Source organism: Gaoshiqia hydrogeniformans, from assembly GCF_049347105.1.
GTDB lineage: Bacteria > Bacteroidota > Bacteroidia > Bacteroidales > Prolixibacteraceae > Gaoshiqia > Gaoshiqia hydrogeniformans.
Genome location: NZ_CP186334.1, coordinates 4,372,436 through 4,393,646, shown reverse-complemented (window position 1 = coordinate 4,393,646; position 21,211 = coordinate 4,372,436). Strand labels below are relative to the sequence as shown.

Here is a 21,211-nt window from a genome sequence, read left to right as displayed (position 1 = left end):
ATTATAAATATAACACAAAGATATTTATGAAACGAGGTTTTGCAAGTGATAATAATGCCGGAGTGCACCCGGAAATATTAAATGCGCTGAATGCTGTAAATGAAGGGCATATGGTTGGCTACGGAGGCGACCCGGTGACTGAACGGGCAATCGAACTTTTCAAACGCGAATTTGGCCACGACATTGATGTTTATTTTGTATTTAACGGCACCGGGGCCAACGTGCTGGCGCTGTCGAGCCTCACCAGCAGTTTTCATTCGGTCATCTGCGCCGAAACAGCCCACATTCAGACTGATGAATGCGGCGCTCCTGAAAAATTTACCGGATGCAAATTACTCCCGGTTAAAACGGTCAACGGGAAAATTTTTCCGGAGGAAATTGAAAAACATTTGCATGGATTCGGCTTTGAACATCATTCGCAACCGGGTATTATTTCTATTTCCCAGGTAACCGAATTGGGCACCGCGTATTCGGTTGAAGAAATAAAAGCAATCACAAACCTCGCCCATCAATTTGGCCTGTTTGTTCATATGGACGGGGCACGGATTGCCAATGCAGCCGTTGCATTGGATTTGCCTTTTAAAGCATTCACCCGCGATGCCGGCATCGATGTACTTTCGTTTGGAGGAACAAAAAACGGCATGATGCTCGGTGAAGCAGTCATTTTCTTTCATCCCGGATTATCGCGGCAAACCAAGTATATCCGGAAACAAAGTATGCAACTGTTCTCAAAAATGCGTTTTGTAAGCGCCCAGTTTCTCGCTTATTTTGAACAGGATTTATGGAAGAGAAATGCAAGCCATGCAAACGAAATGGCCAAACTACTCGAAAATGAAGTTTCGAAACTGGACGGTGTAAAAATTACACAAAAGACCGAAGCCAATGGCGTTTTTGCCATCTTACCGAAAGATATCATTCCAAAGCTTCAGGAAGAATACTTTTTTTATGTCTGGGATGAGTCAAGTTCTGAAGTACGCTGGATGACCTCCTTTGATACAACAAAAGAGGATATTTCGGGTTTTATAGATGTATTGAAAAAGTTGCTTTAACATGCGTTTGTTCAATTACTATCCAAACAAGAACGAAACCGATGCCGCGTTGGAGAAAAAAATCTTTAAACACAGCCTCATTATTCCCGCCTTTTTCGTTTTTATATGCTGGATGGTATTATTGATCGAAGAAACCCTCAAACTCAACTTTGCCCAGTATGGCATTTTTCCGCATCATGTAAAAGGGCTAACAGGGATCATCCTGGCCCCTTTTATCCACAGCGGAGTAACTCATCTGGGCGCTAATTCCGTTCCCTTCCTGGTATTGTCGGTAGCCCTTTTCTATTTTTACCGAAAACTGGCTTACCGTATCTTCGTCTTAATTTATTTGTTTTCGGGCATTTTTGTATGGATGGGAGGACGCGAAGCCTGGCACATAGGCGCCAGCGGAATTATTTACGGTCTGGGCGCCTTCCTGTTTTTCAGCGGTATTTTCCGAAACGACGTAAAGTTGCTGACCATCGCGATCGTCGTTGTTTTTTTGTATGGTGGTATGTTTTGGGGGATTTTCCCGATTGAAGCCCGGGTTTCGTGGGAAAGCCACCTGTGGGGCTCTGTCAGCGGACTTTTTCTGAGTATTTATTACCGGAACCAAGGGCCGCAGCGATCTCATTTTGATTGGGAAGATGAACAAGATGAGGAGGATTTGGTTTATAATGAAGCGAATGATTCAGAAAACCCGGATTGGCCGGATAGCAAAAAAGAAAAAGAGACTGAGAAAACTTGAAGCTTATCAGACAATACTAAAAGATTTTTTGTAACTTTGCCACCCGCAAAAAAGATAATCAGTTCTAAAACAATGATTAGCAGAAGAATAATCCGAATAAAAGTATTGCAGGTACTGTACGCTTTCAATACGTCGCCGGACAAATCAATCAATAATACTGAAAAAGAACTTTTTTTCAGTATTCAGAAGACGTACGATCTTTATCATTACTTGTTTCAACTGGCCGTAGAAATTGCTAATCATGCCAACTCGGTGATTGAGCTACGCAAGAAAAAACACTTTCCGACCAAAGACGATTTAAATCCGAATACCCGCTTTGTAAACAACCTTGTGGTTCACCAGATCAGGACCAACAGTACGCTGAAAAAGCAATTGGAGCAATCAAAGCTTAGCTGGGAAAATGAGCCTGAACTGATCAAAAAGCTATACACCGCCCTCGTTAACGCTGATTTTTACACGGCGTACATGTCGGCCAAAGATCACTCTCACCAGGATGATAAAAAACTAATTGAACAGCTATTCGCTGAAATTATCCTGCAATCCGAAGATTTACTTTATTTGCTGGAAGAACAGAGCATATACTGGAATGACGACGTTGATTTTGTAATCAGCATGATCATCAAAACATTGAAAAAATTCAAAGAATATACCGGTGAAAATCAGTCGCTTCTTCCTATTTTTAAAGATGACGAGGACCGGGAATTTGCCAAAAACCTTTATCGTAAAACAGTCGTTAATCACAGCGAACTGAAAAAAATCGTTGAAGAACACACGGTAAACTGGGATATTGAGCGTATAGCCTGCATTGATACCCTGATCTTGGAACTTGCTATTGCAGAATTTCTCTACTTTCCGTCTATCCCCACAAAGGTTACTTTAAACGAATACATCGAGCTATCGAAGTATTACAGCACTCAAAAAAGCCGGAATTTTATTAACGGAATTCTCGACAAAGCGCTGAAAGCCCTGAAGAAAGATAACCGGATTATCAAAGCCGGACGAGGACTGATTGGTGAAGAAAACCTGGCAGAATGAGACTCTTGGGTCCGATGATCGCGCTGCTGTTTGCTTTCGGATGCCAACATTCAGCAAAAAACAACGACCAGCAATCGGGTGAAAAACAAGGAACAGCAAAATTTGTGTTTCAGGAAGAATTGCATAATTTTGGGTCGTTGCAAGCCGGCGAAATTGTTGCATATAGTTTTCAATTTACAAATATTGGAAACAGCAAATTATTTATCAAAGACGCTGTCAGTGATTGTGGTTGCATTTCGGTGATATTTCCGAAAGAACCTGTCAACCCGGGCGAGACCGGATACATTGAGGTCATTTTTAGTTCTGCCGGCGAGGTAGGAAAAGTGTATAAAGAAATAAGGATCAATTCAAATGCTGAACCCGGAGAAATGAAATTGATGATTACGGCCAATGTGCAACATGAAATGATAAATATTTACAGTAAAAACTAAATAGTCGAAAAACATGAATTACTTATTAATGGCCCCGCAACAAGGCAGTGAGGCAAGTCCGTTTACCGCTTTTTTACCCTTGATCCTGATTATCGTTGTTTTCTATTTTTTCATGATCAGGCCACAGGTAAAAAGACAAAAAGAACTGAAAAAATTCCGTGAAAGCCTTCAAAAAGGTGACAAAGTCGTGACAACCGGTGGTATTTACGGAAAAGTCTATGAATTGAAGGATAACTATATCTTATTACAGGTTGACGACAATGTAAAACTGCGCGTTGATAAGAGCGCTGTTGTAAAAGACATGTCCGACGTGACACCTCAGAAATAGACGGACCAAGCGAAATATGAAGGGTTGGCTTTGATGTCAGCCCTTTTTTTTATCTTTGAGGTCGTGGAATACAAAAGGATAAATAGAATTCAGGCTTTACTCAGGAAACTTCGCATAAAAAATGAAGGTAAGCTCATGATTTACCTGATATGTCTTGGCATTGCCACTGTTTTTTGGTTTTTAAATGCCCTGAATAAAGAGTATTCGGTTGAACTGCCGTTCCCTGTTAGATTCACTAATCTCCCAAAAAACAAAGTGCTTGTCAGCGACTTGCCTGATCATTTTATTCTGAAGGTAAATTCGTATGGTTTTATCTTATTGCAACACAAATTAAGTTTGGCCTTTTCTCCCCTGGTGTTCAATGTAAATGAGCTAACCGGGAATAAAATGGAAAATTCTGATCATGCCGACTATGCAATCACCAGCAAACAATACATTAGTAAAATATCCTCACAGGTGAGCAAAGAACTCACCATCATCGATATCCAGCCGGATACGTTGTTTTTCAGATTTGACCGGATTGTGGAACGAAAAATTCGGGTAAAACCGGAAGTGAGCTACGAATTGGGGAAACAACATTTTTTGATCAGCGAGATCACCTCTGACCCGGATTCAGTTTTGGTGAGTGGTCCGGAGACAATTTTGGATACGCTCAAATTTATAAAAACAAAACCTTATAATTTCAAAGAATTAAACCAGACGACACAACGCAATATGGGACTTACCGAACACAGAGGTCTTACATATAAAGAGAAACGTGTTTCTGCAACCATCCCTGTAGAAGAATTCACCGAAAAACACCTCGTTGTCCCGATCTCGATCACTGGCCTACCGGAAGATGTGCAAGTTAAACTGTTCCCCGACAAGGCAAAAGTCAGTTTTATGACCGGCCTGACTCATTTCTCTGAAATTCTTCCGTCTGATTTTAAACTTAGTGTATCCTATAAAGACATTCAAAATAAAGCAGAATTGCTTGAGCTGAGACTTGAATCTCAACCGCCGCATCTGCTCTCGGTTTCGGTGAATCCCAATAAAGTAGAATATTTGATTGAAAAATAAACGATATGCTTAAAGTAGGAATTACGGGAGGCATAGGTAGCGGAAAAACAACCATTTGCAATTTCTTCAGGCTACTGGGAATACCTGTTTTTGAAGCTGACACGGAAGCAAAACACATTATAGACAGTTCTGCTTTCGTTCAAAGTGAACTAAAGCGATTATTCGGAAATGACATTTACCTGACAAATCAGTCGATTGACCGAAAAAAATTAGCCGGCTTCATTTTTAATTCCCCAATTTTACTCGAAAAAGTCAATGCCATTATTCATCCCGAAGTTCGGAAATCTTTTTTTGAATGGTGCACAAGGCAGAATTCGTCCTACATTATTCATGAAGCAGCTATTTTGTTCGAAAGCGGTTTTTATAAAATGATGGATCAAATCATCCTGGTCAAAGCACCTTTAAAAGAGCAGATCAGCCGGGTGATGGCACGCGAAAATACCACTGAAGAAGAGGTAAGAAACCGGATATCAAAGCAATGGACAGATGAAGAAAAAGAGGTATTGGCAACATATACGATCAATAATAACAATGCGGAACTGATCATTCCCCAATTATTAGAACTAGATAAAAAGTTTAAATTACATGGCTAAATTTGGAAAATGGATTGCCGGAGGACTTGGATGGGCACTTTTAGGCCCAATTGGCGGCATTTTAGGTTTTGTCCTCGGTTCAATGTTTGAAAACCAAACTGCATTTACAACGGGAGGCGCAGGGCAGTCAACAAAAACAACGACTGGTGGTTACGTTATGAGTTTGCTCGTACTAGTAGCCGCTGTTATGAAAGCAGACCAAAAAGTGCTTAAGTCGGAGCTGAATTACGTGAAAGATTTCTTTGTCCGGACTTTTGGCGTTGCATCAGCCCAGGAAGCGCTTAAGATGCTGCGTGACCTTTTAAATCACAATATCCCTGTTACTGATGTCTGCCATCAGATTCAAAAGAACATGGATTATTCATCCAGGTTACAACTTCTGCATTTCTTGTTTGGCATTGCCAATGCTGACGGGAAGGTGGAAACTGAAGAACTTAACCTGATCAACCATATTGCCAAAAACCTGGGAATATCGACAAAAGATTTCGAATCAATCAAATCGATGTTTATAGCTAATACCGATGCGGCATATAAAATACTGGAAATTGCCCCGGATGCAGCAGAAGAAGAAATAAAAAAAGCGTACCGGAAAATGGCCGTAAAATATCACCCCGACAAAGTGAGTTACCTGGGCGAGGAATTTCAACATGCAGCTAAGGAAAAGTTTCAAAAAGTTAATGAAGCTTACGCACAAATCAAAAAAGAAAGAAACTTCGTATAAACGGTGTGCAATCAGGTTTTACAAAGTAATTAAATTCACCATCAATCAATTGGTAATATGCAATATACAAAGGCAATTTTCAAGCTAACGCCCGACAACGAAACGAACCGGGAAATTCTAACTGCTTATTTGGCTCAGCTCGATTTCGAAAGCTTTGATGATACCGAAAACGAGCTAAATGCTTTCTATCCTTCCGGAAAGTTAAACAAAAATGAAATTCAGCTGATCCTTTCGGGTTTACCATTCCGTGTAAGCTTTTCTGAAGAAAATATGCCCGACATAAATTGGAACGAAGAGTGGGAAAAAAACTATTTTCAACCCTTGTTAATTGATGGTAAATGCTTGGTAAGAGCGCCTTTTCACAAAGATTTTCCAACGGCTGAGTATGAGATTATCATTGAACCAAACATGGCTTTTGGTACCGGCAATCACGAAACAACCTCATTGATGATTGAACACCTGCTTGACTTAAATGTGACTGATCTGGATGTATTGGATATGGGATGCGGTACCGGAATCCTTGGCATTTTTGCCTCTATGCGCGGCTGTAAAAGTGTTACGGCTATCGATATTGACAATTGGGCTTTTGAGAGTATTGTCGAGAATTGCAGGTTAAATAAGGTCACAAATGTCGAAGCCAGCATTGGCGATGCAAAACTTCTGGGGAGGAAAAAATTTGATCTGATCCTGGCTAATATTCAGAAAAATGTTATTCTGCAAGATATTGACACTTATGTTTCGGTATTGAATGACGATGGGATCCTGATCGTAAGCGGCTTTTATAAAGATGACCTGGAAGATATTATGGGCAAGGCTTCGGAGCTTTATCTGCGAAAATTGATTATCAAAGAACGAAACAGCTGGATCGCCTGTTCATTTGAAAAATAAACATGGATCAGATTATCCGGTATTTTAAACTACATTTCGGCCAGATTTATTCAACGGAGAACGGCTCTGAAGTAGCTGCGCTGATAAACAGGCTCTCACGCGAAGAGAGGGATGAGCTGAGAAGCAAACTTTTTCACGAGGCCCGCATTCTTCAACGCGAAAGTAACAACGGGCAGGTATTTTCGTGGCTCGAGTTCTGTTTTGGACTAATTGAAAAGTATACATTCCGTTTTCATAAAGTATATTTTAGTCCTGGTACTGATATTCTTGAGATCATCTCAGATTTGCTTGATCAGGCAAAAACAAGCCTGGATTTATGTGTTTTCACCATAACCGATTCAAGACTTGCAGAGCACATCCTCAATGCTGCCAGGCGAGGCGTTTTCATTCGTATTATTACCGACGACAGAAAAACCTTTGATCATGGATCTGCCATTTTAAATCTTAACCGGGCCGGTATTTCGGTAAAAATTGACCACTCACAATATCACATGCACCATAAATTCGGCATTATCGACAAGCGAATTGCTTTTACAGGAAGTTTTAACTGGACTTATACTGCATCAAAACACAATCAGGAAAACCTTTTGGTAACTTCAAAATATGATATTACCCAACAATATCTGGAAGAGTTCGAACAACTTTGGAAAGAAATGTTTTCGCTGTAGCTTAAAGCGCCGAATTGGCAAGGATCCCGGTCATAATAGCGATCGTAAAGCTAATCAGTGTACCTATTAATACATACTCTGACATGATTCGGGCGGTCGCCTCGTTTTTTACAGAAATCCGGAGAATTGATTTTGCTGCAATCAGAAAACCAATTGCCTGAAATTGTGCTGAAAGCACAAATGTCAGAACCAGAATTCGCTCCAGTATCCCAATCCATTTTCCTGCATTTTTCAGGTTTGGTTCCAACTCCTGGTTTACCTGTTTCTGCCAGTACCGGGTAGCGAGATTAATTATTATCATTGAAGGCCAAACTATAAAAAAATATGACAACAAATAGATCAATATCTTTTCATTGGTCAAGCTGCCGGTTAGGATTTCTGCGTACTGCCTGAAGTTTTCATCGGCCAGGCCGGCGATGAACCAGATGATGAACAGATGAACAATTTGATCAGCAAGAAACCAAAGTAAATGATTGACTTTTTTCGGTTTCAGATAAATTTTAGCCAAATCGGTCAGATAATGAAGCAGGAAAATAAATACGGGTATTTTCCAGGTAAAATAATCAATCGTAAAAAGGGCCGACAGAAATGTCACAATCAGAATATGGTAAAATAATCTGATCGACTTTATTCCATACTGGTTTTTATCGTTTACCCAAGAGCGGGGTTGTAACAAAAAATCTGCAATAAAATGTGCGAGTAGTAATCGAAGAATCAAAATCATGGCATTATAATTTATCAATAATAGCAATAAAGCGTTCATTCATTTTTTCAATCAGGCTCCACCTGGCAAGCTGAATCCGATTACTGACTGATGGCTGGGTAAGGTTCAACTTTTGGGCAATCTCTGTTTGTTTGTAACCTTGAACAAGATAATAAATTACTTCAGCTTGTGCGATAGTCCATCGTTCTAAAATATCGTCAAGAAATAAACAAGCCAGCTCCAATTCGTTGTTATATTCTTCGTTATTCGTTGTGATTATCAGAGTTTGCTTTTTTGCTTTCATTTTATCAAGCGCCCTGCCCGATAAAACAAAGGGTTCTTCGAATGATTTTCCAATTTTTTCAGGGATCGCTGTTGCTTGCCCAACGGCCAAGGATATTCTGGCATCTAATGCTTTTTGTGAATTTCCAATTTTTAACCCGATTTCTTTTTTTTTGAAGTATGACTTTAAATAGATTGCTTTCAAAAATGCGCTGTTCACATCCTCAATCATTACCTGAAAACTATCTCCCCGGCTGGTCAACATCGCTTCTCCCCGGTGAACCAGATAGTTTTCTGATGGCTCTTCCAGAACCTGTATGGTATCTAAAAATGATTTTTCCTCAAATTTTGAAGAATTAATAACATCTGCTGATATGACTGCTAATTTTTTCACACAACAAATATAAATTATTTATTCTATATATACAATACTTAAATCATTTATTCTATATTTTATAAAAATAGATTTAATTATCTATAAAAATTAGTCCGTTCAAACTCTAAGACTTCCAGGTCCCGAATATTATCCTGGTCTATAACAAAACGAACAGCCGTACAAACCCGGTGAAATCCGTTATTGCCCGAAGCGCCCGGATTAATGTACAAACAGTTGTACTTATTATCGTAAACAATTTTTAGGATATGGGAATGTCCGCATATAAATATTTTGGGAGGGTTACGCTGAATTTCTTTTCTGGCGCGGGGGTCATATTTTCCGGGATATCCTCCGATGTGGGTCATCAGAACATCTATTTCTTCACAAAAGAAACGTTGGTTTTCCGGAAACATTCTTCGTAAAATGTGGTCATCAATATTGCCGTAAACGGCCCGAAGTGGTTTAAACTGGGCTAACTGATCTGCCAGGGAAACTGTTCCGATATCGCCGGCATGCCAAATTTCATCAACATTTTCCATAAATTTCAATGTCCGGTTGCTGATTAAACCATGTGTATCAGAGATTAAACCGATTCGCTTCATTAATGATATTTATTTGTTTCGATCGTTCAAATTTAATTTAAATTTGGAGCAAAAATTAAACCGATGAAACGTGTAGTACTCGTCAGACATGCAAAGGCTGTTCCTTACGGATATGATGATGATTTTAACCGGAAGTTACGCAGTAGCGGCAAAGATGACGCAGAGCTTCTTAGCTCTAAACTAAAAGACAATAAAATAACGCCTGATTTGATGATCTCAAGTCCGGCAAAACGGGCTTACAAAACAGCAAAAATCTATGCAGGGGTTCTTCGCTACCCGGCAAATAAGATCCGGTCTGAAGAGGAGTTATACGAAGGGATGACGACACAGGATTTCATTGACATGCTTCGGGAAATTCCGGACGAGGTTCAAACGGTTTTTGTTTTTGGCCATAATCCGACGATTTATTACCTGACGAACAACCTGGTCCGTTTTTTCAACAGCGATATGCCAACCTGTTCAACGGTAGGGATTGAATTCAGGATCGAGTCATGGAAAGAGCTTTCTGCACGAGGGGGAGAAATGAGCTTTCACTTGGTCCCCCGGGCTTTCAGATAATTAGGTTGTTTTTCAATTATCGAAAATTACGCACATGCATCTTTTTTACACGCCTGATATCCGGAATCAAACATACTGCCTGGATGAAACCGAATCAAAACATGCGGTTCGGGTTCTCCGGCTAAATCAGGGAGATCTGATTAACTTGGTTGACGGGAAGGGCAATTTTTACGAAGCACGGATTACCGATGCAAACCCGAAAAGATGTAGGATTGAGGTAACAAAACAAGCAGGTGAATTTGGCAAACGCACGCATTATCTGCACATGGCTGTTGCGCCAACAAAAAATATCGACCGTTTCGAATGGTTCCTTGAAAAGGCTACGGAAATCGGCATCGACGAAATAACGCCTGTTTTATGCGATCGTTCCGAACGAAAAACGGTTAACGAGGATCGTTTGGAGAAGGTAATCATTTCAGCCATGAAACAGTCGCTGAAAGCTTATCTTCCCAAATTAAATCCGTTAACTCCGCTTAACGGGCTATTGAAAGCTGAGTTTAAAGGAAAAAAATTCATCGCTCATTGCTATGATCAGAACAAAAATGAACTTCGAACAGAAATTACGGGAAGTTCATCCAACCTTATTTTAATTGGTCCTGAGGGCGATTTTTCGGAAGACGAAGTAACCCAAGCCATCGGACAGAATTTTCTCCCGGTGAACTTGGGCAATAGCCGCCTGCGTACAGAAACAGCTGCCCTTGTCGCCTGCCATACCGCCAATTTATTGAACGAATAAATCTTTTCAAATCAACTCCAGCGCCTGATTAATATCGGCAATCAGGTCGGCTGCGGCTTCGATGCCAACAGAAAGACGCATCATGGTATCGCGGATTTCCATTTTATTCCGGTAATCTTCCGAAAATTCGACATAAATGGTTGAGTACGGGTGAATAATGAGCGATTTATTATCATTCAGGTTAGTTGCCCTTCGAATGATTTGAAGTCGGTTCATAAACTCAAAACAGGCTTTCTGTGACCTCAGATCAAAGGTCATAATGGCACCGGGTTTACCTGAAAATTGCTTCATACTCAGGTTGTAACTTTTAGACGCAACTAAGCCGGGATAGGTAACTTTTGCTACTTTCGGATGTTCATTTAAAAACTCGCCAAGAGCCATGCAGTTTTCATAACATCTCGCCATCCGTAATTCAAGCATATCCAGGCCCATAATCTGATAATGAGCGGTGTGCGCAGTCATCGCCCCACCGGTGTTCCTGTAATAATTTTTACGTAACTGCGCAATAAATGCATCTTTCCCAAAGCGTTCACACATCAGCTTCAAATTGGGGTTTCCCGCCCAATCGTAACTGCCGTTATCCAGGACGACACCGCCAAATGATGTGGCTCCTCCCGAAATGAATTTTGTAGTCGACATCACTTCGATATGAACACCCATACTTTTTGAATTGAAAACGACAGGCGGGGTAATTGTACTATCGGCAATGAGCACGATTCCATGTTTATTCGCGATGCTTGCCAAAGCTTCAATATCGGCAATTTCAAGTTGTGGATTGGTAACTGTTTCAAAGAAAATCAGCCGGGTATTTCCATCAATCAAAGCTTCGACCTCTTCCGGTTTTGTCGTATCGGCAAAACGGGTTTCCAAACTGTAATTCGACAAAGTCTGGTCAAATAACGAATAGCTGTGGCCAAATAATTGACTACCCGAAATAATGTTGTCACCTGCCTTGCAAAGCGCCAATACCGTGTTTGATATGGCTGCCATTCCCGAAGCTAATGCCAAAGCCTGATAGGCTCCGGTAAGCGTTTTCATTTTCTTTTCAAAATACTCTACCGTCGGGTTGCTCGTGCGCGAGTATACATGGGCCGGCAGTTCTCCCCTGAAATTGGCCGAAATTTCTTCAGCCGAGGCAAATTCAAAGGCTATCGATTCATATACAGGCATATCCAATGCCCGATAAGGGTCACTCTTTGGGAATGGTATATTTAAAGCCCGGGTCGTAAAACTTTTCTGCATGGAGTTAAATTTTAAAGTCTGTAAAAATAACAGCTTTTTTCAAAAATGGTTTTTGAAGGTAAACTTTACCTGACGATAACCATTTTCTTAATCCAACTGGTACTTTCTTCTTATATTTGATCCATCTTTTTAATTACGGATGAGTAAGATTTTCGGGACATACTTGTGTTGCTTATTTTTTATCACCGGTTTAGCCCAAAACCCGGAGTTAAAAATTGGATTGATCAAGTATAAAGGCGGTGGCGACTGGTATGCAGACCCCACTGCCCTGCCCAACCTGATGAGATTTTGCAATCAGGAGCTGAACACTACATTTGCCGCCGAACCCGGTACCGTAGAACCGGGAAGCATTGAATTATTCAATTACCCGATTGTACATTTAACCGGCCATGGCAATGTAATTTTTACCAACGATGAATGCCGTAATCTCAGGCTTTATTTCGAAGCAGGTGGTTTTTTACATATCGACGATAATTACGGGCTAAACATGTACATCCGCCGCGAGATGAGAAAAATTTTTCCCGACCAGGAATTCTCCGAGTTACCTGCCGGTCATCCGATCTTTCATCAAAAGTTTGATTTCCCGAACGGTTTGCCAAAAATACACGAACATGATCGTCAACGTCCCCAGGCTTTCGGATTATACATTGGGAACAGGCTTGTATGCCTGTATACCTACGAGTCTGACATCAGCGATGGCTGGGAAGATCCTTCGGTACACAACAATCCGCCGGAAACCAGAAAAAAAGCGCTGGAAATGGGGGCCAATATCGTTTCTTATGTTTTTGGCAACTAAATACTCGCAGGCAATCCATCAAAAAAATTAACAGAAAAGCACTAAAGCAATGAAAATATTAGGCATCAACGGAAGTCCCCGGAAAAGCGGAAATACAAAAATCCTGATTGAATCGGTCTTTAAGCCATTGGAGGAAGCAGGTTTTGAAACCGAATTAGTTCAACTGGGAGGCAAACTGGTACATGGGTGTACCGCTTGCGGAAAATGCAGGGAAATTAAAGACCAAAGATGCCACATCAAAAATGATGTCCTCAATCAATGCATCCAAAAGATGATTGATGCCGATGCAATCATTCTGGGTTCGCCGGTATATTTTGCCGATATCAGTACAGAGATGAAAGCTTTGATTGATGTATCGGGTTATGTGTGCCGGGGAAACGGCCACCTGCTGAAACGAAAAATTGGCGCAGCTGTTATTTCGGTCAGGCGGGGCGGGCAGCTTCATGCGTTTGAAACCATAAACAATTTCTTTCTAATCAATCAGATGATTATCCCCGGCTCTTCCTACTGGAACTTTGCCTACGGAAAAAATGAGGGTGATGTTTTACAAGATGAAGAAGGGATGCAGACTATGAAAACACTGGGCGAAAATATGGCCTGGTTGCTTGGTAAAATTCATCGTTGACCGTAAACTTTCAATTCACCGGCTTGTTTTGATGAATAAACAATGTTATGAATTGGGAAACTGTTAACAATCAGATTGAAAAAGAGTTTATCTTTAGAGATTTCAGACAAGCCTTACAATTTGCAAACCAGGTTGGCGAACTGGCAGAGGAAATGAACCATCACCCGGATATCTTGATTTTCTCATACAAAAAAGTAAAGATTAGTCTGATGACACACAGTCAAGGTAAAGTTACCGGGTTAGACTACGAGTTAGCAAAAAAAATTGATCAACTAACAACATGACCAAATATAAGTTTCTGCTGAAAAACCTGCTTCGGGCGTTGATTTACATGGCCGTAATTGCTGTCGCTTATCTTCTTTTTAAAAAATTCATTATTGATGAAAACCAGGAAGTTTGGATTGAAAGGTTTTACAGCAAACCTTTAACTGTTTACCTGATCTATACCGGTTCTGAAATTTTCTTCGGGATCTTTCCTCCCGAATTTTTTATGCTCTGGGCATACTACAAGTCAGATCTCCTGCATTATGCCCTGAATGTTATTTTTTTTGCCGGAATCTCCTATGGCGCAGGATACCTGGCTTTTCTAATAGGCAGGGTATTACGCCGCGTTGTGATTTTCAGGTATATGAGCCGTCGGTTTTTTAGCCATTATTGGGATTTATTTAAAAAATACGGTTCAATTCTGATTATCACCGCAGCGCTTACTCCCTTGCCGTGGGCTGCAATCAGCATGTTGGTAGGCTCAACCGAGTACTCCATGAAACGTTTCGTTTACATGGCCTTTTTCAGAGTCTTCCGTTTTTTTGCCTATGGATATATTATCTTTCAAACACATCAATTTTAAAAAACCATTCGCGCTTCCGCTTGTTTAATAGCTTGAAGGTTTAATTTGAAATACATGTTAAATAAGTTAAAATCACGCTGGGAAGTTGAATCTAACCTACAGTTAATCATCATCTTGATCGTTTTTTCGGTTAGCGGAAGTGCAACCCTTTTTATAAAAAATTACCTTTTTCAATGGATCAACTACGACCCGGAGTGGCCATTTATTTTAAAAACAATCATTTACATACTGACTATTATCCCGATCTATCAGATCACTCTGCTGCTTATCGGCACCCTGTTTGGGCAATTTGATTTTTTTTGGCGTTTCGAAAAAAAAGCTCTGCGCCGGTTAGGCATTAAGCTGGATAAGTCATGCAGATGAAGCAAACAATAAAAACAGTTGCTCTTTTAATCATTATTTCCGGTAATTTAAACAGCGAATTACCGGCACAAACAAAATCAAAAAGTATGGACCGGATAACATTGGGAGGCGGATGTTTTTGGTGTACCGAAACCATATTCAACGAATTGAACGGCGTTGTCTCAGTCATTTCGGGTTATTCGGGAGGCGAGGTTATTAATCCGTCATACAAAGAAATTTGTACAGGACGAACCGGGCATGCCGAAGTGGTTGAAGTTGAATTTGATCCCTCAGTCATCTCATTTACCGAGCTGCTGGAAGTGTTTTTTGCTACCCACGATCCAACTACTCTAAACCGGCAAGGAGCTGATGTGGGAACACAATACCGGTCGGCCATTTTTTACCGCAATCAAAATCAAAAGGAAATTGCAGAGTCAATAATTGATCGGCTAAACCGGGAAAATATCTTTGGAAAACCAGTTGTTACTGAGCTTAGCCCCTGGAAAAACTTTTTCAGAGCCGAAGATTACCATCAAAACTATTTCAGCAATAATACCGGTCAGCCCTATTGCCAGTTTGTCATTATTCCAAAAGTTGAAAAGTTCAGAAAAATCTTTCGCGATAAAATAAAGCCTTAAACGTTATCAAACCAGGCTATACCGGCATTAGTTTTCCAAACAAATCAAACTCCGAGGAATCGTCAATCCGAACCGGGTAAAACTTGCCGATTTGAATATGATCCGATTTATCAATCAAAACCTCGCCATCTACTTCAGGAGAATCAAATTCCGTCCGGCCAATAAAATAGTCATCTTCTTCCCTGTCAACCAAAACTTTCAGTGTTTTACCTATCTGCCGCTGACTCAGGGTGGCCGAAATTTCCTGCTGCATATCCATTAACTCGGCGGCGCGGGCTTCTTTCACTTCCTGTGGAACATCATCTTTGTACATTTTAAATGCGTAGGTGTCATCTTCACTCGAGTAAGCAAACACCCCCATCCGTTCAAACGGATATTCCCGGATAAAGGACTTCAGCTCTTCAAAATCGTCTTCGGTTTCACCCGGATGCCCCACCAGGAAAGTTGTACGCAAAGCAATTCCGGGAACCTCTTTTCTAATTTTCTTTATCAGGCTGATGGTTTCTTCTTTCGTAATCTTACGGCGCATCATACCCAACATCCTGTCACTGATGTGTTGCAAGGGAATATCCAGGTATTTGCAAACATTATCGCGTTTACGCATCACGTCAAGTACATCTGCCGGGAATTTTGAAGGATAGGCATAATGCAGGCGAATCCACTCCAGCCCTTCAACATCGGCCAGTTTATCAATCAACTCGGCCAGTTTACTTTCTCCGTAGCGGTCAATTCCGTAATACGAAAGATCCTGAGCGATGATCAGCAGTTCTTTTACACCGCTATCAACCAGATCTTTGGCTTCTTCCAGCAGACTTTCCATGCTGCGGGACTTGTGGTTTCCGGTGAACTGGGGAATGGCACAAAACGAACAATGCCTATTACAGCCTTCGCTGATTTTCAGATATGAGAAATGATCGGGCGTAGTCTTTACCCGGTGGTATATTTTCTGTTCGTAAAAATTAGCATTTAAATCTTTGATTATTTCCTTAAAATCGAACTTGCCGTAAAACTTATCCACTTCCGGTATTTCACTGGTCAGATCTTCTTTATACCGGGCCGACAAACATCCCATAACCAAAAGTTTATCGAGTTTTCCCGATTTCCGGGCGTCTGCAAAGTTCAGGATCGTATTGATTGATTCTTCTTTGGCATCGGCAATAAAACCACAGGTATTCAGTATGACAATATTGGCGTCATCCTGATCGCTGTCGTGAACCACTTTAAAACCATTTAAATCCAACTGGTTCAGCAACATCTCCGAATCAACCAGGTTTTTGGAACAACCCAGGGTCATGATATTGACTTTTCCTCTCTTCATCTCTGTCTTTTAATTTCCGATCATTTATAACAATTATTCCTCAGGCTGGTTCTTCAAAGTCATTCCATTATAGATTGAAAGAATCAGAACTGAAGCAAAAAATAACCTTGAAACAAGTTAGCGGTATACCCCGGTAAAACTGTTTAAATTGAATTCCTGAAAATGTGTTGCTATTTTAAGAAAATAAGGAGTCAACAAATTCTTTTCGACGGAAAATTTGAAGGTCTTCCATCTTCTCGCCGATTCCGATGTATTTTACCGGTATTTTAAACTGATCGCTGATCCCGATAACAACGCCTCCTTTTGCCGTTCCGTCAAGCTTGGTGAGCGCCAGGGAAGTAACCTCGGTGGCTAAGGTAAACTGCTTGGCCTGCTCAAAAGCGTTCTGGCCGGTAGAACCATCGAGAATCAGCAATACTTCATTCGGTGCGTCCGGGACTACTTTTTGCATGACCTTCTTAATTTTCGACAGTTCATTCATCAAATTGACTTTGTTGTGCAAACGCCCTGCGGTATCGATAATCACCACGTCGGCGCCCGAAGCTTTTGCCGACATCAGCGTGTCGTAAGCAACCGAAGCCGGATCTGATCCCATATTCTGACGGATAATTGGAACGTCCACCCGGTTAGCCCATATTTGAAGCTGATCGATAGCAGCGGCCCTAAAAGTATCTGCTGCGCCCAAAACAACCTGTTTGCCGGCTTGCTTAAAATTCCAGGCCAATTTGCCAATCGTCGTGGTTTTTCCGACACCGTTTACACCAACCACCATGATCACATACGGATCAGAACGTTCAGGAAGTTCGAAATCAGAAACGTCTTCTGTGTTATTTTCTTCGAGCAAAGCAGCTATTTCTTCTTTCAGAATCAGGTTCAGTTCATCAATTCCCATATATTTATCACGGTTAACCCGCTCTTCAATCCTGCGAATAATTTTAAGGGTTGTATCCACGCCCACATCCGAAGTAATTAATACTTCTTCCAGATTATCCAAAACCTCATCATCAACCGTTGACTTCCCGACAACCGCCCGGCTAAGTTTTTTAAATACGCTTTCCTTGGTTTTCGAAAGTCCCTGATCAAGACTTTCTTTTTTAGCTTTGGAAAATGCCCCGAAAAGACCCATAATTTTCAAAATTTTTAGGTGCGCAATTTACAAAATTTGGCGGATAATCAGGGACTAAAATCGGTCTCAGGCAGAATAAACAGCAGTAAACCAAGAAATCAACCTGAATTTCTGAGTTTGCGTATCTCTTCTTTCATTTCATCCAACACATCCGAAATACGGGTAATATCCAACCTGTCGGGTTTTGGAAGGTCAAAACTAAGTACTCCCTTGGCTCTCCAGATTTCCAGCACCAACTCCCCGGTTACGCGATAAGGTTCATAAACCGGATTGTCTGACTTCAGTAAAAACTGATTATTTTCCTTCAGATAAACCCGTTTATACACCAGGCCTTCATCCCTGGTAATCAACACATAGGTTTGTCCGTCGCGCAATTCGGAAACCGATTCAACAAATTCGCAAAACAGGTATGAACCGGCTGTCACCGGAAGCATGCTGTCGCCTTTTATTTGGAACACTCGGTATGTTTTCCCTGCCGAAAGTTCTGGAACAGGCATCGAAAACCGGGGCAACCGACCAATGAATTCAGGATCGGCAAACCCATTCAGGTAACCAGCCGAAGCTTTTACCGGTACAATAGGAATCAGTTCCTCGTTATACCGGTCAACAACGATAGGTAAAACCTGCAAAGCAGTCTTCACGGGCCCGTTTCCGGGCAAACGATCCTGCCCCAGGTTTGCACCGACAAGCTGTTCAACAGATAAACCAAAAACAGTAGCCAGTTGCTGCAATACCGAAATTTTAGGGGTCGCCCTCCCCTCTTCATATGAACCAACCAATGAGCGTTTCACCTGGAGCTTATCGGCCAGTTCCTGTTGGGTTAACCGGTGAATTCGTCTTAACTGTTTCATGTTTTCAGACAGGTAATTCATAAAAACGGATGTATTTGATTAACAATTAATTCAAAAATAATCAGAAGAATGTCATTCAAAAATAACTAATATTATTAGTATTTGCTAATTTATTTAGTAATTTTGATTTATACTTTACAAATCGATCAAACTGATTTGATAAAAATAGCAGAACATGAAGCAAACTGTTGAAGAAAAACTAAAAATATTAGCCGACGCCGCGAAATACGATGTTTCCTGCTCTTCAAGCGGTAATAACCGCCAAAATACGGGAGGAATCGGCAGCGCGGTAGCTTGTGGTATTTGTCACAGCTTTACAGATGACGGCCGTTGCATAAGTCTGCTGAAAATTTTGATGACCAACCATTGCATTTACGACTGCGCTTACTGCATCAATCGCCGGAGTAACGACCGGCCGCGGGCAACCTTCAGTGTCCAGGAAGTCGTTGATTTAACCATCAATTTTTACCGGCGCAATTATATTGAAGGCTTGTTTTTAAGTTCCGGCATCATCAGAAACCCGGATTTTACCATGGAACGCCTGATGTTCGTCACCAAAAAACTGCGTTTGGAAGAACGTTACAACGGGTACATTCATCTGAAGGCCATTCCCGGGGCCAGCCAATTACTGATTCAGCAGGCAGGCCTGTATGCCGACCGGTTAAGCGTAAACATTGAAATTCCGACTGAAACGGAGCTGAAAAGGCTGGCCCCCGAAAAGAATTTCGACACCGTTTTACAACCAATGAACCAAATTAAGGAAGGGATTCAGCTTTACCGGGAAGAACGGAAAAGATATCACAAAGTGCCTGTCTTTACCCCGGCCGGACAAAGCACCCAACTCATTATTGGCGCTACCCCCGAGAGCGACCGGCAAATTTTGCAACTGGCCTCCGGTTTCTATCACGAACAAAAATTAAAGCGGGTATATTACTCGGGGTATTTACCTGTAAATGAATACGACCGACGGCTTCCGGCGCTCCAGTCGCCTCCGCTGGTTCGCGAAAACCGCCTGTACCAAAGTGATTGGCTGATGCGCTTTTATTATTTCAGGGCCGATGAAATATTAACTCAAGAACAACCTTTCCTCGACCTTGAAATTGACCCCAAACTGGCTTATGCCCTGCGGAACCTGCATCTTTTCCCTGTTGATGTGAATAAAGCTGATTACGAAATGATCTTACGCATTCCGGGCATTGGCGTACAATCGGCTAAAATGATTGTGGATGCACGCAGATTTCGCCGGTTGACGAGCTATCACCTCAAAAAAATAGGCGTAGTGATGAAGCGGGCACAATATTTTATGACCTGCAACGAACTGCCGTCACATCCGAATTATTGGGATGCGGAACGGCTGAGAAACCACCTGTTAACAGAGAGCCATCGTAAAGGCAAAAAAGCAGGCGATACCCAGCTGAATCTGTTTCATGTCATTCCGGCCAGTCCGCCTGCGAAATCGCTACTTCATTTTAAACATTGAGCATATGGCATTTCTTTTATACGACGGCAGTTTTGAAGGTTTTTTAACCGTTATTTTCGAATGTTACGCACAACAGATTATTCCAACCGAAATCTGTAAAGAAAGCTCTTTTCAGGAAAATTTGTTTATCGAAAAACTCCGGATCCCCGGCGATGAACAAAAGGCACGTCGGGTATGGAAAGCCTTACAATCCAAATTACACAAACGGAATAAATACCTCCTCTTGTATGCTTTTCTATCAGAAAGTCCAGGGATCGAAATGAAGCTTTACCGTTTTGTCCGCCGGCTGTTTGATACGCGGAAAAGTATTGAAACCGATTTTGGCGATCCGGATGTACTTGAACTGAAAAAAATAGAACGGCAAGTTCTGCGCGAAACCATGCGAATACTTCAGTTTGTACGATTTCAGCAAGCAAAAGATGGCCTGTACTTTGCGCCCATCGAACCGGAGTACGATGTCCTGCCTTTTACAATCGATCATTTCAAACACCGTTTTGCCGATCAGCAATGGCTGATCTATGATCTCAGGCGGGATTACGGAATCTTTTATAACCTCAAAGAAACACAGGAAATAATTCTGTCTGAAAAAACATTTTCTGAAACAAACGGGAAAGTCGCTGCCAACCTGCTTAAAGAACAGGAAATAACCTACCAGGTATTGTGGAAAGCCTATTTTGATCACATCAACATTGAAGAACGGAAGAATCCGAAACTGCAGGCACAACATATGCCGCGGCGTTACTGGAAATTCCTGCCTGAAAAGTCACCGGTGTTGTAAATACTGAGACACAAAAAAAGCTTTCACTGAACGTGAAAGCTTTTTTACCTGTAAGCAAAAATATTTTACTTTTTGAAATAATCTTTAACCATTTCGTTGGGAACTACGCCTTCCTGAAATGTGTAAGCGCCGGTTTTACTCGATTTTACCATTTTAATGACTTTGGCATAACCTTTACCTGCTCCTTTTTGTAATGATGCAACTGCTTTCTTTGCCATATCTCAAATTATTTAATTTCGCGGTGAACAGTTACTTTCTTCAGGTTTGGATTGTATTTTTTCAACTCCAAACGTTCAGTTGTATTTTTCCGGTTTTTAGTCGTAATATACCTCGAAGTTCCGGGAACATTCGTTTCCTTTTGTTCGGTACATTCCAGAATTACCTGAACTCTATTTCCCTTTTTTGCCATTTC

At 41.2% G+C, this 21,211-nt stretch carries 29 protein-coding genes; 20 read left to right on the top strand and 9 right to left on the bottom strand.

Annotated features, from left to right (window positions below):
- Positions 1–26 precede the first annotated feature (26 nt).
- The 10 genes from ACOIT5_RS17530 to ACOIT5_RS17485 all read left to right on the top strand — a co-directional run bounded on the left by ACOIT5_RS17530 (position 27) and on the right by ACOIT5_RS17485 (position 7,499).
- Positions 27–1,049, top strand: a complete 1,023-nt coding sequence (locus ACOIT5_RS17530; protein WP_423127461.1) for a threonine aldolase family protein — start codon at positions 27–29, stop codon at positions 1,047–1,049.
- Position 1,050: 1 nt separating this feature from the next.
- Entirely contained in the window at positions 1,051–1,776 is a 726-nt protein-coding gene (locus ACOIT5_RS17525; RefSeq protein ID WP_423127460.1) for a rhomboid family intramembrane serine protease, read from the top strand.
- Between the two features lie 72 nt (positions 1,777–1,848).
- A complete protein-coding gene (gene nusB, locus ACOIT5_RS17520) occupies positions 1,849–2,811 on the top strand; it encodes a transcription antitermination factor NusB (RefSeq protein ID WP_423127459.1) in 963 nt (320 codons plus the stop codon).
- Positions 2,808–3,242, top strand: a complete 435-nt coding sequence (locus tag ACOIT5_RS17515) for a DUF1573 domain-containing protein (RefSeq protein ID WP_423127458.1) — start codon at positions 2,808–2,810, stop codon at positions 3,240–3,242. The genes nusB and ACOIT5_RS17515 overlap by 4 nt, the downstream gene beginning before the upstream one ends.
- A gap of 13 nt (positions 3,243–3,255) precedes the next feature.
- Positions 3,256–3,570: a preprotein translocase subunit YajC gene (gene yajC, locus ACOIT5_RS17510; protein ID WP_423127457.1), complete on the top strand. Its 315-nt coding sequence runs from the start codon at positions 3,256–3,258 to the stop codon at positions 3,568–3,570.
- A 135-nt stretch (positions 3,571–3,705) separates the two neighbouring features.
- Positions 3,706–4,629, top strand: a complete 924-nt coding sequence (locus ACOIT5_RS17505; RefSeq protein WP_423127455.1) for a CdaR family protein — start codon at positions 3,706–3,708, stop codon at positions 4,627–4,629.
- A gap of 5 nt (positions 4,630–4,634) precedes the next feature.
- Positions 4,635–5,222, top strand: a complete 588-nt coding sequence (coaE, locus tag ACOIT5_RS17500) for a dephospho-CoA kinase (RefSeq protein WP_423127454.1) — start codon at positions 4,635–4,637, stop codon at positions 5,220–5,222.
- Complete coding sequence (locus ACOIT5_RS17495) at positions 5,215–5,943, top strand: TerB family tellurite resistance protein (protein ID WP_423127453.1); 729 nt, start codon at positions 5,215–5,217, stop codon at positions 5,941–5,943. The genes coaE and ACOIT5_RS17495 overlap by 8 nt, the downstream gene beginning before the upstream one ends.
- Positions 5,944–6,000: 57 nt before the next feature.
- Entirely contained in the window at positions 6,001–6,831 is an 831-nt protein-coding gene (gene prmA, locus ACOIT5_RS17490; protein WP_423127452.1) for a 50S ribosomal protein L11 methyltransferase, read from the top strand.
- Positions 6,832–6,833: 2 nt separating this feature from the next.
- Positions 6,834–7,499, top strand: a complete 666-nt coding sequence (locus ACOIT5_RS17485) for a phospholipase D-like domain-containing protein (RefSeq protein WP_423127451.1) — start codon at positions 6,834–6,836, stop codon at positions 7,497–7,499.
- 1 nt (position 7,500) lies between these two features.
- Here the strand turns inward: ACOIT5_RS17485 and ACOIT5_RS17480 are convergent, their stop codons facing one another.
- The 3 genes from ACOIT5_RS17480 to ACOIT5_RS17470 form a co-directional block, all read right to left on the bottom strand.
- On the bottom strand, positions 7,501–8,223 hold the full coding sequence (locus ACOIT5_RS17480; protein ID WP_423127450.1) for a DUF3307 domain-containing protein: 723 nt from the start codon (positions 8,221–8,223) through the stop codon (positions 7,501–7,503).
- Between the two features lie 4 nt (positions 8,224–8,227).
- Positions 8,228–8,878 carry a hypothetical protein gene (locus ACOIT5_RS17475; protein WP_423127449.1) on the bottom strand — a complete coding sequence of 217 codons (651 nt, stop codon included), beginning with the start codon at positions 8,876–8,878 and terminating at the stop codon, positions 8,228–8,230.
- Between the two features lie 77 nt (positions 8,879–8,955).
- A complete protein-coding gene (locus ACOIT5_RS17470) occupies positions 8,956–9,462 on the bottom strand; it encodes a metallophosphoesterase family protein (protein ID WP_423127448.1) in 507 nt (168 codons plus the stop codon).
- A 63-nt stretch (positions 9,463–9,525) separates the two neighbouring features.
- Here ACOIT5_RS17470 and ACOIT5_RS17465 point away from each other — a divergent pair, with 63 nt between their 5' ends.
- Entirely contained in the window at positions 9,526–10,020 is a 495-nt protein-coding gene (locus ACOIT5_RS17465) for a SixA phosphatase family protein (protein WP_423127447.1), read from the top strand.
- 34 nt (positions 10,021–10,054) lie between these two features.
- Positions 10,055–10,756, top strand: coding sequence for a 16S rRNA (uracil(1498)-N(3))-methyltransferase (locus tag ACOIT5_RS17460; protein ID WP_423127446.1), 702 nt, complete (start codon positions 10,055–10,057; stop codon positions 10,754–10,756).
- 6 nt (positions 10,757–10,762) lie between these two features.
- On the opposite strand, the gene ACOIT5_RS17455 is transcribed toward ACOIT5_RS17460, so the two are convergent.
- Positions 10,763–11,998 carry an aminotransferase class I/II-fold pyridoxal phosphate-dependent enzyme gene (locus tag ACOIT5_RS17455; protein ID WP_423127445.1) on the bottom strand — a complete coding sequence of 412 codons (1,236 nt, stop codon included), beginning with the start codon at positions 11,996–11,998 and terminating at the stop codon, positions 10,763–10,765.
- A 139-nt stretch (positions 11,999–12,137) separates the two neighbouring features.
- Between ACOIT5_RS17455 and ACOIT5_RS17450 the strand changes: the two genes are divergently transcribed.
- From ACOIT5_RS17450 to msrA, 6 genes are all read left to right on the top strand, one after another.
- The gene (locus ACOIT5_RS17450) at positions 12,138–12,794 is read left to right on the top strand and encodes a DUF4159 domain-containing protein (protein WP_423127444.1); all 657 of its coding nucleotides are present in this window, start codon (positions 12,138–12,140) and stop codon (positions 12,792–12,794) included.
- Between the two features lie 49 nt (positions 12,795–12,843).
- Positions 12,844–13,419 (top strand): flavodoxin family protein, encoded by a 576-nt coding sequence (locus tag ACOIT5_RS17445; protein WP_423127443.1) that lies wholly within the window; start codon positions 12,844–12,846, stop codon positions 13,417–13,419.
- Positions 13,420–13,466: 47 nt separating this feature from the next.
- The gene (locus ACOIT5_RS17440; protein ID WP_423127442.1) at positions 13,467–13,703 is read left to right on the top strand and encodes a 4a-hydroxytetrahydrobiopterin dehydratase; all 237 of its coding nucleotides are present in this window, start codon (positions 13,467–13,469) and stop codon (positions 13,701–13,703) included.
- Positions 13,700–14,266 carry a hypothetical protein gene (locus ACOIT5_RS17435; protein ID WP_423127441.1) on the top strand — a complete coding sequence of 189 codons (567 nt, stop codon included), beginning with the start codon at positions 13,700–13,702 and terminating at the stop codon, positions 14,264–14,266. The genes ACOIT5_RS17440 and ACOIT5_RS17435 overlap by 4 nt, the downstream gene beginning before the upstream one ends.
- A 54-nt stretch (positions 14,267–14,320) precedes the next feature.
- Positions 14,321–14,629 carry a DUF6787 family protein gene (locus ACOIT5_RS17430; RefSeq protein WP_423127440.1) on the top strand — a complete coding sequence of 103 codons (309 nt, stop codon included), beginning with the start codon at positions 14,321–14,323 and terminating at the stop codon, positions 14,627–14,629.
- An 86-nt stretch (positions 14,630–14,715) separates the two neighbouring features.
- Positions 14,716–15,246: a peptide-methionine (S)-S-oxide reductase MsrA gene (gene msrA, locus ACOIT5_RS17425; RefSeq protein WP_423127439.1), complete on the top strand. Its 531-nt coding sequence runs from the start codon at positions 14,716–14,718 to the stop codon at positions 15,244–15,246.
- A 16-nt stretch (positions 15,247–15,262) separates the two neighbouring features.
- Here the strand turns inward: msrA and rimO are convergent, their stop codons facing one another.
- The 3 genes from rimO to ACOIT5_RS17410 form a co-directional block, all read right to left on the bottom strand.
- A complete protein-coding gene (rimO, locus tag ACOIT5_RS17420; RefSeq protein ID WP_423127438.1) occupies positions 15,263–16,564 on the bottom strand; it encodes a 30S ribosomal protein S12 methylthiotransferase RimO in 1,302 nt (433 codons plus the stop codon).
- Between the two features lie 175 nt (positions 16,565–16,739).
- Positions 16,740–17,690, bottom strand: a complete 951-nt coding sequence (gene ftsY / locus ACOIT5_RS17415; protein ID WP_423127437.1) for a signal recognition particle-docking protein FtsY — start codon at positions 17,688–17,690, stop codon at positions 16,740–16,742.
- Positions 17,691–17,788: 98 nt separating this feature from the next.
- Positions 17,789–18,541: a helix-turn-helix domain-containing protein gene (locus ACOIT5_RS17410; RefSeq protein ID WP_423127436.1), complete on the bottom strand. Its 753-nt coding sequence runs from the start codon at positions 18,539–18,541 to the stop codon at positions 17,789–17,791.
- A gap of 175 nt (positions 18,542–18,716) precedes the next feature.
- Between ACOIT5_RS17410 and ACOIT5_RS17405 the strand changes: the two genes are divergently transcribed.
- Both ACOIT5_RS17405 and ACOIT5_RS17400 read left to right on the top strand, forming a co-directional pair.
- Positions 18,717–20,021: a putative DNA modification/repair radical SAM protein gene (locus ACOIT5_RS17405; RefSeq protein ID WP_423127435.1), complete on the top strand. Its 1,305-nt coding sequence runs from the start codon at positions 18,717–18,719 to the stop codon at positions 20,019–20,021.
- Between the two features lie 4 nt (positions 20,022–20,025).
- Positions 20,026–20,799, top strand: a complete 774-nt coding sequence (locus ACOIT5_RS17400) for a TIGR03915 family putative DNA repair protein (RefSeq protein WP_423127434.1) — start codon at positions 20,026–20,028, stop codon at positions 20,797–20,799.
- A gap of 65 nt (positions 20,800–20,864) precedes the next feature.
- On the opposite strand, the gene ACOIT5_RS17395 is transcribed toward ACOIT5_RS17400, so the two are convergent.
- Positions 20,865–21,017, bottom strand: coding sequence for a DUF4295 domain-containing protein (locus ACOIT5_RS17395; protein ID WP_423127433.1), 153 nt, complete (start codon positions 21,015–21,017; stop codon positions 20,865–20,867).
- Positions 21,018–21,025: 8 nt separating this feature from the next.
- Positions 21,026–21,208: a 50S ribosomal protein L33 gene (gene rpmG, locus ACOIT5_RS17390; protein ID WP_423127432.1), complete on the bottom strand. Its 183-nt coding sequence runs from the start codon at positions 21,206–21,208 to the stop codon at positions 21,026–21,028.
- Between the last annotated feature and the right edge of the window lie 3 nt (positions 21,209–21,211).